The 13288-nt window shown below is 74.3% G+C and carries 11 protein-coding genes; 6 read left to right on the top strand and 5 right to left on the bottom strand.

The genetic code is table 11. The annotated features are described in order from the left end of the window. Positions 1 to 103: 103 nt before the first annotated feature. The 4 genes from ACF09K_RS00960 to ACF09K_RS00975 form a co-directional block, all read right to left on the bottom strand. Positions 104 to 1147 carry a 3-isopropylmalate dehydrogenase gene (locus tag ACF09K_RS00960; RefSeq protein WP_392240359.1) on the bottom strand — a complete coding sequence of 348 codons (1044 nt, stop codon included), beginning with the start codon at positions 1145 to 1147 and terminating at the stop codon, positions 104 to 106. Positions 1148 to 1399: 252 nt separating this feature from the next. After that, complete coding sequence (locus tag ACF09K_RS00965; RefSeq protein ID WP_392240361.1) at positions 1400 to 1531, bottom strand: hypothetical protein; 132 nt, start codon at positions 1529 to 1531, stop codon at positions 1400 to 1402. Between the two features lie 358 nt (positions 1532 to 1889). Then, positions 1890 to 3521: an L-glutamate gamma-semialdehyde dehydrogenase gene (gene pruA, locus ACF09K_RS00970; protein WP_392240362.1), complete on the bottom strand. Its 1632-nt coding sequence runs from the start codon at positions 3519 to 3521 to the stop codon at positions 1890 to 1892. A gap of 63 nt (positions 3522 to 3584) precedes the next feature. Continuing rightward, positions 3585 to 4511 carry a proline dehydrogenase family protein gene (locus ACF09K_RS00975; RefSeq protein ID WP_392240363.1) on the bottom strand — a complete coding sequence of 309 codons (927 nt, stop codon included), beginning with the start codon at positions 4509 to 4511 and terminating at the stop codon, positions 3585 to 3587. Positions 4512 to 4675: 164 nt separating this feature from the next. Here ACF09K_RS00975 and ACF09K_RS00980 point away from each other — a divergent pair, with 164 nt between their 5' ends. The 5 genes from ACF09K_RS00980 (at position 4676) to ACF09K_RS01000 (ending at position 10963) form a co-directional block, all read left to right on the top strand. Beyond that, positions 4676 to 5863: a PucR family transcriptional regulator gene (locus ACF09K_RS00980; protein ID WP_392240364.1), complete on the top strand. Its 1188-nt coding sequence runs from the start codon at positions 4676 to 4678 to the stop codon at positions 5861 to 5863. Between the two features lie 142 nt (positions 5864 to 6005). Continuing rightward, positions 6006 to 7499, top strand: coding sequence for an ABC transporter substrate-binding protein (locus tag ACF09K_RS00985; RefSeq protein ID WP_392240992.1), 1494 nt, complete (start codon positions 6006 to 6008; stop codon positions 7497 to 7499). Positions 7500 to 7543: 44 nt separating this feature from the next. After that, positions 7544 to 9238: an ABC transporter permease subunit gene (locus ACF09K_RS00990; RefSeq protein WP_392240365.1), complete on the top strand. Its 1695-nt coding sequence runs from the start codon at positions 7544 to 7546 to the stop codon at positions 9236 to 9238. Beyond that, on the top strand, positions 9231 to 10280 hold the full coding sequence (locus ACF09K_RS00995; RefSeq protein ID WP_392240366.1) for an ABC transporter ATP-binding protein: 1050 nt from the start codon (positions 9231 to 9233) through the stop codon (positions 10278 to 10280). Before ACF09K_RS00990 ends, ACF09K_RS00995 begins: the two co-directional genes overlap by 8 nt. Further along, positions 10277 to 10963 (top strand): ATP-binding cassette domain-containing protein, encoded by a 687-nt coding sequence (locus ACF09K_RS01000; protein ID WP_392240367.1) that lies wholly within the window; start codon positions 10277 to 10279, stop codon positions 10961 to 10963. Before ACF09K_RS00995 ends, ACF09K_RS01000 begins: the two co-directional genes overlap by 4 nt. Here the strand turns inward: ACF09K_RS01000 and ACF09K_RS01005 are convergent. Continuing rightward, on the bottom strand, positions 10941 to 11522 hold the full coding sequence (locus ACF09K_RS01005; RefSeq protein WP_392240368.1) for a TetR/AcrR family transcriptional regulator: 582 nt from the start codon (positions 11520 to 11522) through the stop codon (positions 10941 to 10943). The two genes, ACF09K_RS01000 and ACF09K_RS01005, sit on opposite strands and share 23 nt — an antisense overlap. 98 nt (positions 11523 to 11620) lie before the next feature. Here ACF09K_RS01005 and ACF09K_RS01010 point away from each other — a divergent pair, with 98 nt between their 5' ends. After that, positions 11621 to 13192, top strand: a complete 1572-nt coding sequence (locus ACF09K_RS01010) for an MFS transporter (protein ID WP_392240369.1) — start codon at positions 11621 to 11623, stop codon at positions 13190 to 13192. The last annotated feature ends 96 nt before the right edge of the window (positions 13193 to 13288 follow it).

Here is a 13288-nt window from a genome sequence, read left to right on the forward strand (position 1 = left end):
CGCGGCCCGGGTTCGATGGTGGCACCCGGCGGGGGACATGCGGAAGCCGCCGGGTGCGGATGCGACCCGGCGGCTTCGAAAGGTTTCGAAGGTGGCGCGGGCGTCAGCCGGCTACTCGTACGGCGAGCGCGTCGCCGATCTCGGCGGTGCTGCGGGCCGGCTTGCCGGTGCGTTCCGCCAGGTCGGCGGAGACGGCTTCCTCGATGCGGGCGGCCTCGGACTCGTGACCGAGGTGGCGCAGCAGGAGGGCGACGGACAGGACCGTGGCGGTGGGGTCGGCCTTGCCCTGGCCCGCGATGTCCGGGGCCGAGCCGTGGACGGGCTCGAACATGGACGGGAAGTCGCCGGCGGGGTTGATGTTGCCGCTCGCGGCGACGCCGATGCCGCCGGAGACCGCCGCGGCGAGGTCGGTGATGATGTCGCCGAAGAGGTTGTCGGTGACGATCACGTCGAAGCGGGCGGGGTCCGTGACGAGGTAGATCGTCGCGGCGTCCACGTGGATGTAGTCCGTGGTGACCTCGGGGAACTCCGCCGCCACCTTGGTGAAGGTGTTCGTCCACAGGTGGCCCGCGAAGGTCAGCACGTTGTTCTTGTGGACCAGCGTGAGCTTCTTGCGGGGGCGGGCCTGGGCGCGGGCGAAGGCGTCCCGCACCACGCGCTCGACACCGAAGGCCGTGTTCACGGAGACCTCGGTGGCGACCTCGTGCTCGGTGCCCTTGCGGATGGTGCCGCCGTTGCCGGTGTAGGGGCCCTCGGTGCCCTCGCGGACGACCACGAAGTCGATCTGCGGCTCACCGGCCAGCGGGGTGGCGACGCCCGGCAGGAGCTTCGACGGACGCAGGTTCACGTGGTGGTCGAAGGCGAAGCGGAGCTTGAGCAGGAAGCCGCGCTCCAGGACGCCGGACGGCACCGACGGGTCGCCGATCGCGCCGAGCAGGATCGCGTCGTGCTTCTTCAGCGCGTCGAGGTCGGCGTCGGTGAGGGTCTCACCGGTGGCGTGGTAGCGCCGGGCGCCGAAGTCGAACTCCTTGGTCTCCAGCTTCACGTCCTGCGGGAGGACGGCGGAGAGGACCTTGAGACCCTCGGCCACGACCTCCTGGCCGATGCCGTCACCGGGGATCACTGCGAGATTGATGCTGCGAGACATGTGAGCACCCTACTCGGCGTCCCATGGAATGACATGGAGCGTCCGCGATGCGGACATGGGCGGATGTGCCGGTCCGAGGTGCGGCGCGGGTCCCGGAGTCCCGTCCGGGACCCGCGCCGCACCCCGTGCGGACGCGGCTCCCGGACTGCGGGGACCGGCCCGGCCGGACCGGTCGCGGCAGCCGGCCGACCGGCGGGCGGTCGGTCGGCGGGCGGTCGATCGACAGGCGGCGGCCGGTCGACAGGCGGTCGGTCAGTGGCCCGTCTCGCCGCCGTTGTCACGGCGGTCGAGGGCGCGCTGGAGGGCCGCGGCGGCGTTCCTGCGGTCGGACTCGCTCGTGAGGGAGGTGTGGCGGACGCGGCGGCGGGCGGTCTTCTCGGCCATGGGAAATCGACTCCATTCGCGGAACCAGGAAGTTCGGCGGGGTACGCGACTCCCCCACTGCCTCAAGGGCGTGGGAGGTCCCCCAGGATGGGCCGGGGAGCGGTGCCGCAGGGGTTGCCTGCACGGGGCACGGCTCACGACCGCCACGCGCTCGGTCGAGCGAGACGTTCGGCTCCTACAAAACTAAGGGAGGAGCCCGCGCCTGTCTCCACAATTACTCGGACTTCCTACTATCTGAGACGGCGCCTCGCTCGCACCGCCCCGACCTGCGCGTTCGCCGGGGATCTCCGCTCTCCCGGACATGCCGACGGGCCAGGTCGGGAAGGACCTGGCCCGTCGGGGGTGGGCGCCGGGGACGTCAGCCCATGTGCGGGTAGGTGTAGTCGGTCGGCGGGACCAGCGTCTCCTTGATGGCGCGGGTCAGGGTCCAGCGCATCAGGTTCTGCGGGGCGCCGGCCTTGTCGTCGGTGCCGGAGGCGCGGCCGCCGCCGAAGGGCTGCTGGCCGACGACGGCGCCGGTCGACTTGTCGTTGATGTAGAAGTTGCCGGCCGCGTAGCGCAGCTTCTCCATCGTGTACGCCGCCGCCGCGCGGTCGCCCGCGATGACCGACCCGGTGAGGGCGTAGTCGGACACCGACTCCATCTGGGTGAGCATCTCGTCGTACTTGTCGTCCTCGTAGACGTGGACGGCGAGGAACGGGCCGAAGTACTCGGTGGTGAAGACCTCGTTCTCCGGGTCGGTGCACTCGACGACGGTCGGGCGCACGAAGTAGCCGACCGAGTCGTCGTAGCTGCCGCCCGCGACGATCGTGCAGGCCGGGTCCTGCCGCGCGCGGTCGATGGCGGCCTTGTTCTTGGCGAACGCCCGCTCGTCGATGACGGCGCCGATGAAGTTCGACAGGTCGGTGACGTCGCCCATGGCGAGGGAGTCGACCTCGGCGGCGAACTCCTCCTTGAAGCCCGCGTTCCACAGGGACGCCGGGACGTAGGCGCGCGAGGTCGCGGAGCACTTCTGGCCCTGGTACTCGAAGGCGCCGCGGGTAAGGGCGGTCTTCAGCACGGCCGGGTCGGCGCTCGGGTGGGCGACGACGAAGTCCTTGCCGCCGGTCTCGCCGACCAGACGCGGGTAGGAGCGGTACTTCTCGATGTTGGCGCCGACCGTCTTCCACAGGTACTGGAAGGTCTTCGTCGAGCCGGTGAAGTGGATGCCGGCCAGGTCCCGGTGCTCCAGGGCGACCTCGGACACCGCGATGCCGTCGCCGGTGACGAGGTTGATGACGCCCTTGGGCAGCCCGGCCTCCTCCAGGAGCCGCATCAGCAGCACCGCGGCGTGGGTCTGCGTCGGGGACGGCTTCCAGACCACGACGTTGCCCATCAGCGCGGGCGCGGTGGGCAGGTTGCCCGCGATCGCCGTGAAGTTGAACGGCGTGATCGCGTAGACGAAGCCCTCCAGCGGGCGGTGGTCCAGCCGGTTCCACACGCCCGGGGAGTTCGCCGGGGGCTGCTCGGCGAGGATCTGGCGGGCGTAGGCGACGTTGAAGCGCCAGAAGTCGACCAGTTCGCAGGGGGTGTCGATCTCGGCCTGCTGGACGGTCTTCGACTGGCCGAGCATGGTGGAGGCCGCGAGGGTCTCGCGCCAGGGGCCGGCCAGCAGTTCGGCGGCGCGCAGGATGATCGCGGCGCGGTCGTCGAAGGACATGGCGCGCCAGGCGGGCGCGGCGGCGAGGGCCGCGTCGATGGCGTCCCGGGCGTCCTGGTGGGTGGCGTTGGCGTAGGTGCCCAGGCGCGCCTTGTGGTTGTGCGGCTGCACGACGTCGAAGCGCTCGCCGCCGCCCATCCGCTTCTCGCCGCCGATGGTCATCGGCAGGTCGATCGGGTTGTCGGCCAGTTCCTTGAGCCTGGCCTCCAGCCGGGCACGCTCGGGCGAGCCGGGGGCGTAGCCGTGCACCGGCTCGTTGACGGGGGTGGGGACCTGGGTCACAGCGTCCATGGGATCCGTAACTCCTTGTACGTGAGCGGGTGTTGCGGGGAGGCGGGCGGCAGAGGGATCGCCTCAGCCCTTGCTGATCATGCTCCGCAGGAAGAACCGCAGGTTCGCCGGCTTCTCCGCCAGGCGGCGCATGAAGTAGCCGTACCAGTCGGTCCCGTAGGCGGTGTAGACGCGCATGCGGTGGCCCTCCGCGGCCAGGCGCAGGTGCTCGTCGCCGCGGATGCCGTAGAGCATCTGGAACTCGTACTCGTCGAGCTTTCGCCCGGCCTTGCGGGCGAGTTCCTGGCCGATGGAGATCAGGCGGGGGTCGTGGGACCCGATCATCGGGTAGCCCTCGCCGTCCATCAGGGTCCTCAGGACGCGGACGTACGCCTTGTCGATCTCGTGCTTGTCCTGGTGCGCGACCTCGGCGGGCTCCTTGTAGGCGCCCTTCACGAGCCGGACGCGGCTGCCGCTCTCCGCGAGGCGGCGGGCGTCGGCCTCGGTGCGGAAGAGGTAGGCCTGGATGACGCAGCCGGTCTGCGGGAAGTCCTTCCGCAGCTCCTCGTGGATGGCGAACATCGAGTCGAGGGTGGTGTGGTCCTCGGCGTCCAGGGTGACGGTCGTGCCGATGGCGGCGGCGGCCTCGACGACCGGGCGGACGTTGGCGAGGGCCAGCTCGTGGCCGCCTTCCAGCGCCTGGCCGAACATGGAGAGCTTGACGGACATCTCGACCTTCTCGCCGAGGTCGAGGTCCTCGAGGCGGCCCACCAGCTCCAGGTAGGCGTCGCGGGCGGCGGCGGCCTGTCCGGGGGCGGTGATGTCCTCGCCGACGACGTCCATCGTCAGCTCCAGACCCCTGGCGGTCAGCTCCTCGACGATCGGGACGATGTCGTCCACCGTCTCGCCGGGGATGAAGCGGTCCACGACCTGCTTCGTCACCGGGGCCGCCGAGATCAGGCGTCGCATCCGGTCGCTGCGCGACGCGGCGAGAATCACGGGACCCAGCACGGGGCACCTCCACATACCAACCCATACGAGGCCGCTTCCCGACGATTCGGGAACGGCACGGAGAACCACCGTGAAACCTAAGGATCCCTCCGATCGTCGGCCATCGACAGCTGTCACGCATCCGTGCCGTGGATCTCAGACAGATGTATGAAGCGCTTGCGGGGATGCGGGAGAATGACCGGGTGACGGCGGATTTCAAGGGCGAGTACCAGGAGCTGGTCGACGAGATCTCGGAGCTGCTCGGCGCCCCGGCGACCCTGGAGAACCGCGACTTCGAGCTGATCGCCTTCGGCGCCTACGACAGCGAGGACGAGCTGGACGCCGCCGCCCTGGACCCGGTGCGCACCCGTTCGATCCTCACCCGGCGCTCCACCCCGGCGGTCCGGTCCTGGTTCGAGGGTTTCGGCATCACCCGCGCCACGGGCCCGGTCCGCATCCCGCCGGCCCCGGAGGCCGGCGTCCACCGGGGCCGCGTCTGCCTCCCGGTGCGCCACCGGGGGGTGGTCCTCGGCTACGTCTGGCTGCTGGACGGCGACCCGGGCCCCTCCGACGACCAGCTGGCGGGCGCGATGGAGGTCGCGGGGCGGATCGGCGCGCTGCTGGCCGACGAGGCACGGCACGGCGCCGGCCTCACCCGCGAGCTGCGGGCGGTCCTGGCCGCCGACCGGGACTGGCAGCGGGACATGGCGGTGGCGGAGCTGCGCGCCGCGCTGGGCGCCCGGGCGGACGGCCCGCACGCGGTGGTGTGCGTGGCGCCCTGGCCCTCGGCCGGCCCCGACGACGCGCCGTCCCTGCGCACGCTGCCCGGCGCGGAGGCCCTGTGCGCGCTCCCCTGGGGGGCGGACGGCCGGTGCCTGGCGGTGCTGGTCCGGCTGCGCTCGGCGGAGACCCCGGCCCCGGCGGCCTCGGTGGCGGGACGGCTGCTGGAGCGGGCCGGCGGGGCGTCCGCCGCGGGGGTCGCGGCGGGGCGGGCGGGCCTCGCGGAACTGGGGGCGGCCTGGCGGGAGGCGTCGGCGGCGGCCCGGGCGGCGCTGGCGGAGCCGCGCCTCGGCCCGACGGCCCCGTGGGCGTCGATCGGGCCCTACCGGCTGCTGACCTCGCTGCCGCCCGGCTCCGCCGACGACCCCGCCGTACGCGCCCTGTCGACCCCGGCCCACCGCGAACTGGCGCGCACCGCCGAGGCGTACCTGGACTGCGCGGGACAGGCCGGCCGTACGGCGGCCCGGCTGGGGATCCACCGGCAGACGCTGTACTACCGGCTGTCGCGGGTGGAGCAGCTGACGGGACTGGACCTGGACGACGGCGAGGACCGGCTGCTGCTGCACATGGCCCTCAAGGCGCGACGGCTCTGAGCCCGCCGCCCGCCGCCCGTTGACGGTCGGCGGTCGGCGGTCGGCGGTCGCGCGACCATGATCGAACCATTGTTGAAAATGATTGTCATCGTGCTACGGTCGGTGCACCCTTGAACGTTTGACGACCTCTCCGGAGTGCTCCGTGCGCCTGCCCGCCCGCCGTCTGCTGCCCGTACCGGCCCTCGCGGCCGCCTCCGCGCTGCTCGGCGGCTGCTTCGCCGGGAACGGGACCGCGGCCGGCGGCGCGGACGGCGGGCGGGTGCGGCTCGCGATGATGCAGCCGCCGCGCTCGGGCCTGTCCCCGCTGTCCGACGACGCCTTCAAGCTCTCGCGCTGGTCGACCGCCGAGACCCTGGTGAAGCTGGACGCGGCCGGTGACGCCCGCCCCGCGCTCGCCACCTCCTGGCGGCAGGACGGCCGGTCCTGGAGCTTCGAGATACGCGCCGGCGTCACCTTCCACGACGGCACGGAACTGGACGCCGAGGCCGTCGTGCGCTCGCTCACCCGGGCCGCCGGCGCCTCCCCCAAGCCCCGCATCCTGGACGGCGTCGAGCTGACCGCGCGGGCCGCCGACGCCGACACCGTCACCGTCACGACCGCCGCCGCCGACCCGCTGGTCCCGCAGCGGCTCAGTTCGCCGCAGCTGGCGGTCCTCGCCGCGAAGGCGTACACGGGCAGGACGGTGAACCCGGTCGGCGCCGGCACCGGCCCGTTCGAGCTGACGAAGGTCGAGGGCACCTCATCCGCCACCCTCGACCGCTACGACGCCTACTGGGGCGGCAGGGCGAAGGCCCCCGGCATCGACGTGCGGTTCGTGCCCGACGGCACCGCGCGGGCCGCCGCCCTGCGCAGCGGCGAGGCCGACATCGTGGAGGCGGTCCCCGTCTCCCAGGCCGCGCTGCTCGACGAGGACCTCGTCACCGAGGTGCCCATGCCGCGCACCAACACCCTGTACCTCAACACCCGCAAGGGCCCCTTCACGGACCCCGCGCTGCGGGCCGCCGCCCGTGCCGCGATCGACGCGGAGTCGATCGTGAAGGGCGTCTACGAGGGCCGCGCCGACGTGGCCGAGGGACTGCTCGGCCCGGCGCTGCCCTGGGCGGCGAAGCTGCGCGCGCCGGTCACCCGCGCGAAGGCCGGCGCCCCGGCGGGCCGGACCGTCACCCTCGGCACCTTCACCGACCGCGCCGAACTCCCCGAGGTCGCCGCCGCGCTGCAACAGCAGCTCCAGGAGGCCGGGTTCACGGTGAAGCTGGACGTGCGCGAGTACGCCAACATCGAGTCCGACGCGCTGGCGGGCGAGTTCGACGCCTTCGTCCTGTCCCGCGCGACCGTGCTGGACTCCGGCGACCCGGCCGCCTACCTCTACAGCGACTTCGCCTCCGACGGCTCCTTCAACATCGCCCAGCTCCGCGATCCCTCGGTGGACGCCCTGCTGAGGAAGGCCGGCGGGACGCCCACGGGTGACGCCCGCCGCAGGGCGGTGGTCGCCGCCGAGGCCGCCGTCCTCGCGACCGACGCCGCCGTGCCGATGCTGCACGAGCGGGTGATCCAGGGTGCCGCGGCCGGGGTCGTCGGCGCCGCCCACGACCCGCGCGAGCGGGAACTGGTCACGGCCGCCACCCACGTCAGGTGAGGCTCCGGCTCCCCCGGCCGCGTGCCGCCGGGCCGACCCGGTCCGTGTCCCTCCTCGCGGTCGTCACCGCCGTCGGCCTGCTGCCCTGGCTCTCCGGCCGCGACCCCGCCCTGTCCGTGCTGCGGGCCCGCTCCGCCGAGCAGGAGCCCACCCGGGAGGCCCTGGACGCCGTACGCCGTGACCTCGGTCTGGACGACGGGCCGCTGTCCCTGCTGGGCGGCTGGGCCGCCGGCCTGGTCCGCGGCGACCTCGGGACCTCCTGGGTGTCCGGCGCCGAGGTGGGCCCCTCCGTGCTGGCCGGTTTCCAGGTGTCGCTGGCCCTGATGGGCGCGGCGCTCGGAGTGGCGGTGCTGCTCGGCGCCGCGCTCGTCGCGCCGGTGCTGGTGCGCGGGCGGGCTTCGGCCGGCGCGGGCGCCGCCATGCTGGCCGCCGTACCGGAGTTCCTGTCGGCCACCGTCGGGCTGCTGGTGTGCGGGGTGTGGCTGGGGTGGCTGCCGACGTCCGGCTGGGAGGGCCCCTCGTCCATGGTGCTGCCCGCCGTCTCGCTCGGCGTCCCGGCGGGCGGCCTGCTCGGCCGTCTCGTCGCGGACGCGCTGCCGGCCGTCCTGGCGGAACGGTGGGTGGACCTGTGGCGGGGCGCCGGGGTGAGCCGCGCGCGGATCTCGGCCGCCGCCGTGCGCCGGGTACTGCCGCCCCTGGTCCCGCAGTTCGGGATGGCCGCCGTCGGCCTGACCGGCGGGGCGGTGGCGGTGGAGACGGTGTTCGCGGTCCCCGGCATCGGCCGTACGGCGCTGGGGGCGGCCAAGTCCCAGGACCTGCCGCTGCTCCAGGGCGCGGTCCTGTCCCTGCTGCTCCTCGGCCTGGCCATCGGCGCGCTGTCGGCTCTGGTACGGCGGCGGCTCCTCGGGCCCGCCCTGCGGGACGCCGCACTGGCACTGCCGCCGCCCCTGCCGGTCCGCGTCCGCCCGGCGGTCCCGCTGGTCCTGGCGGCGCTGCTCGCCACGGTCGTCGGGTGGGGCCTGCTGCGCGACCCCTACGCGGTGGACACGGCGGTCCGGCTGGTCCCGCCGTCCTGGGCGCATCCGCTCGGCACCGACGGACTCGGCCGTGACGTGCTGGCCCGCCTCGGGCACGGAGCGGCGTCGACGGTCGGCACGGCGGCGGCGGTCTGTCTGCTCAGCCTGCTCCTCTCCCTCGCGCTGGGCTTCCTGCCCGGGGTCGCGGCCGGCGCGGCGGACATCGCCAACGCGCTGCCCCCGGTGATCGCCGGCATCCTGGTCGCGGCCGTCTCGGGTCCCGGCACCGGCGGGGCGGCCCTCGCGGTCGCCCTGATCTCCTGGCCGCCGCTGGCCGCGCACGCGGCGGCACTGGTCCAGGAGGTGCGGGCGTCGGGGTTCCTCACCGCCCAGCGGGCCATCGGCGCGCCCCCGTCGTGGATCCTCACCCGCCACGTCCTGCCCGCGGTCGCCGCGCCCGTCGCCCGGCACGCCCTCCTCCGCCTGCCCGGCATCGCCCTCGCCCTGGCCTCCCTGGGCTTCCTCGGCCTCGGCGCCCGGCCCCCGGCCCCCGAGTGGGGCCTCCTCCTGGACGAGTCCCGCGCCTACGTGGAACGCGCCCCGTGGGCCGCCCTGTCCCCGGCGGTCGCCCTGGCCCTCCTGGCGGGGCTGGCGGTCTCGGGGGCGGCGTACGCCCGGGGCGTCACCCGGACCACCGGAGGGAGGCCGGGCGCCGATGCCTGAACCGACGACACAGCGGCCGGAGCGGTCAGGACGGCCGGAGCGACCGGGACGGCCGGAGCGGCCGGGACCGCCCGCCCCCCTGCTCTCGGTGCGCGACCTGCGGATCTCCTTCGGCGGCACCGAGGTCGTCCGCGGGCTCTCCTTCGACGTCCGGCCCCGTGAGGTCCTGGCGCTGGTCGGCGAGTCGGGTGCGGGCAAGTCCCTCACGGCGCGGGCCCTGCTCGGGATGCTCCCGCGCGGCGCGGCGACGGCCGGGGAGATCCGGCTGGACGGCTCCACGGACCTCGCCGCCGCCCGGGGCCGCCGTATCGCGCTCGTGCCGCAGGACGCCCTGTCCGCCCTGTCCCCCGTGCACCCCGTCGGCGACCAGCTCGCGGCCGTCGTGAGGTCGTTGCACCGCGTCTCCCGCTCCGAGGCCCGCGCCCGCGCGGTCGCCGCACTGGACCGGGTGGGCATCCCGGACGCCGCCCGCCGGGCGCGGGCGTATCCGCACGAGTACTCGGGCGGGATGCGCCAGCGGGCGGTGATCGCGATGGCGATGCTGGGCGCGCCCGGCCTGGTGGTCGCCGACGAGCCGACCACCGCCCTGGACGCCGGGCGCCGGGCCCAGGTGCTGCGGGTGCTCGCCGAGCAGCGGGAGGCGGCCGGTGCCGCGCTGCTCCTCGTCACCCACGACCTGGACGTCGTACGCGAGCACGCGGACCGGGTCCTGGTGATGTACGCGGGCCGGGCGAGCGAACTCGGTCCGGCGAAGGCCGTGCTGGACCGCCCGCGCGCGCCCTACACCGCCGGCCTCCTCGCCTCGCTCCCCCAGGACGGCCCCCGGCGCCGCAGGCTGCCCACCCTCCCCGGCACGCCGCCGGTGCCGGGCGCCCTGCCGCCCGGCTGCGCCTTCGCGCCGCGCTGCCCGCTGGCGGCGGACCTCTGCCGCACCGAGGAACCCGAGCCGCGCGGCACGGACGGACGCCTGGCCGCCTGCCACCGGACCGACGAGGTCCCGGCCGACCCGGCCACGCTGTTCCGGGAGGGACGACCGGCATGACCCACCTGCTCGACGTGCGCGGCCTCGTGGTCCGCTACGGCGCCGTCACGGCCGTGGACGGCGTCTCCTTCACCCTGGAGGCGGGCGAGACCCTCGCCCTCGACGGCCCGTCCGGCTGCGGCAAGTCGACCACGGCCCTGGCCGTCCTCCAGCTGCGCCGCCCGGACGCGGGCGAGGTCCGTTTCGAGGGGCGGGAGCTGACGGTGCTCAGCGAACGCGAACTGCGTCCCCTGCGTCCCCGCATGCAGCCGGTCTTCCAGGATCCCTACGGCTCCCTCGATCCGCGCCGGCGTGTCCGTGACGCGGTGGCGGAACCCCTGAAGGTCCAGGGCCGCTGGACCGACGCCGACGGTCCCGCCCGCGTGGCCGCGCTCCTCGACCGCGTCGGCCTGGACCCGGCGTACGGCGCGCGCCGCCCCCACGAACTCTCCGGCGGGCAGTGCCAGCGCGCCGGCATCGCCCGCGCCCTCGCCTCCGAGCCCCGGCTGCTGGTCCTGGACGAACCGGTGTCCGCCCTGGATCCGTCGGTCCGCGCCGGGGTCCTGAACCTCCTGGCCGACCTCCAGGACGACCTCGGCCTCGGCTACCTGTTCATCTGCCACGACCGGGCCGTCGTACGGCACTTCGCGGACCGGGTGGTGGAGATGCGCGACGGACGGGTCAGCCCTTCGCCGCCGCGATGATCCGGCGCAGCCCCTCGGCGAGCTGGTCCGCCTCGGGCGCGCTCTTCGGGTCGAAGGTCCACTGCGCGATGAGGCCGGTCATCAGGGTCACGTAGAACAGGCCGACGGTGTCCGCGGTCTCGTCGGAGACGTCCTCCTCGCAGCCGCCCATGAGCAGCGGGACGAGGCCCCGTCCGGCCTCCCGCTGGGCCCGCGCCAGATGGTCGCGCACCTCGGGCAGCTGGTCGCCCATGACGAGGATCTCCATGCTGAGCCGCCACAGCGAACCGGGCTCGCGCATGGTGTCGATGATGTTCGCCCACACGGAGCGGAAGCGTTCCGGCGAGCCGGGCTCCCCGGCCGGTCCCGCCCCGCCGCCTCCCGCGAAGGCGTCGCCCATCCCCTCGACCAGCGCCACGTAGGCCTGCGCCAGGAGCGCGTCCTTCGAACCGTAGTGGTAGCCGATCGAGGCCAGGTTGGTCCCCGACTCCTTGACGACGTCCCGCGCGGTGGTGCGCGCGAACCCCTTCCGGAGCAGGCAGCGCTTGGCGCCCTCGAGCAGATCCTCACGGTGTCCCATGCGGGGCAGCCTACTCCGCCGTCCATACGGATGTCCTACACGATCGTTTTATACAAACGTTCTAGACGTACGTTTAATACGGTCGTACAGTCGCCGGCATGACGAACTCGACGAGCACCTCCCCGGCCGTCCGTGCCGGACGCCGCGAATGGACCGCCCTCGGCGTGCTGATGCTTCCGCTGCTCCTGGTCTCGATGGACGTCTCCGTCCTCTACTTCGCCGTCCCGGCGATCAGCGCCGACCTGGAGCCGACCGGCACCCAGCAGCTGTGGATCTTCGACGTCTACGCCTTCGTCCTGGCGGGCCTGCTCATGACGATGGGCTCGCTCGGCGACCGCGTCGGCCACCGGCGGCTGCTGCTGACCGGAGCCGTGGCCTTCGGCACCGCCTCGCTCGTGGCGGCGTACGCGAACAGCGCGGAGACCCTGATCGCGGCGCGCACGGTCCTCGGCGTCGGGGGCGCGACCCTGATGCCGTCGACGATGGCCATGCTCCGCACGATGTTCACCGACCCCGGCCAGCGCGCGAAGGCGATCGGTCTGTGGTCCGGCGTGATGACGGCCGGGATCGCGCTCGGTTCGGTGATGAGCGGGGTGCTCGTCGAGCACTTCTGGTGGGGCTCGGTCTTCCTGGTCAACCTGCCCGCCATGGCACTGCTGCTGGTCCTCGGCCCGCTCCTGCTCCCCGAGGCCGGGAACCGTGCCGCCGGCCGCTTCGACCTGCCGAGCGTCCCGCTGTCCATGGCCGCCGTACTGCCCGTGGTCTACGGCCTGAAGGAGATCGCCTCCGAGGGCTGGAACGTCCGCTACGTCGTCCCGGTCGCCGTCGGCCTGCTCTTCGCGGCGCTCTTCGTCCACCGCCAGCGCACCTGCGCGTCACCGATGATCTCCCCGGACCTGTTCCGCGGCCGGGGCTTCGGCCCCGCGGTCGCCCTGAACCTCGTCTCGGCGTTCGGCGTCATGGGCTCGGCGTACTTCACCACGCAGTACCTGCAGTCCGTGCTCGGCAAGAGCGCCCTGGAGGCGGCCCTGTGGGCGCTGCTGCCCTCGGTGCCGATCGGCGCGGCGGCGCCGGTGGCCACCGGGCTGGTGCGCAAGGGCGTCGACCGCGCCCACGTCGTGACCGCCGGCTTCGTGATCGCCGTGTCCGGCTTCGGCCTGCTGGCCCTCGCGGGCACGGATGCGATGTGGCTGGTGCTGGCCTCCTGCGCGGTGCTCGCGGTCGGGAGCGTGGTGGTGATGTCCCAGATCATGGACCTCGCGATGGGCGCCGCCCCGGTGGAACGGGCCGGCGCCGCGTCGTCCCTGATGGAGACCGGCTCGGAGTTCGGCGGCGCGCTCGGCATGGCGGTCCTCGGCTCCGTCGGCACCGCGATCTACCGCCACGGGATCCCGGCCACGGCCCCTGGTCCGGCGCGCGAGACCCTGGGCGGCGCGCTGGCGGTGGCCGACCGGGTGCCGGGCCTCGCCACGGCCGCCCGGGAGGCGTTCACCGACGGGATGCAGGGGGCGGCGGTCACCGGGGCCGTACTGCTGGCGGGTGCCGCGGTGCTGGCCGCGGTCACGCTGCGGCGGGCCGGGGTGCACGAGCGGACGCGCGAGCGGACCCGCGGGCGGACGGACGGAACCCCGGACCGGCCGAGCGCGCTCGGCCGGTCCGGGGAAGCCTGAGGAAGAGGGGCCCGGCACGGGGGGGGGCCGGGGCGAGGGGGTCCGGGGCGAGGGGGTCCGGGGCGAGGGGGTCCGGGGCGGCGGCCCGGCCCCCTC

The organism is Streptomyces sp. NPDC014882 (assembly GCF_043081325.1).
In the GTDB taxonomy this organism is placed as follows: domain Bacteria; phylum Actinomycetota; class Actinomycetes; order Streptomycetales; family Streptomycetaceae; genus Streptomyces.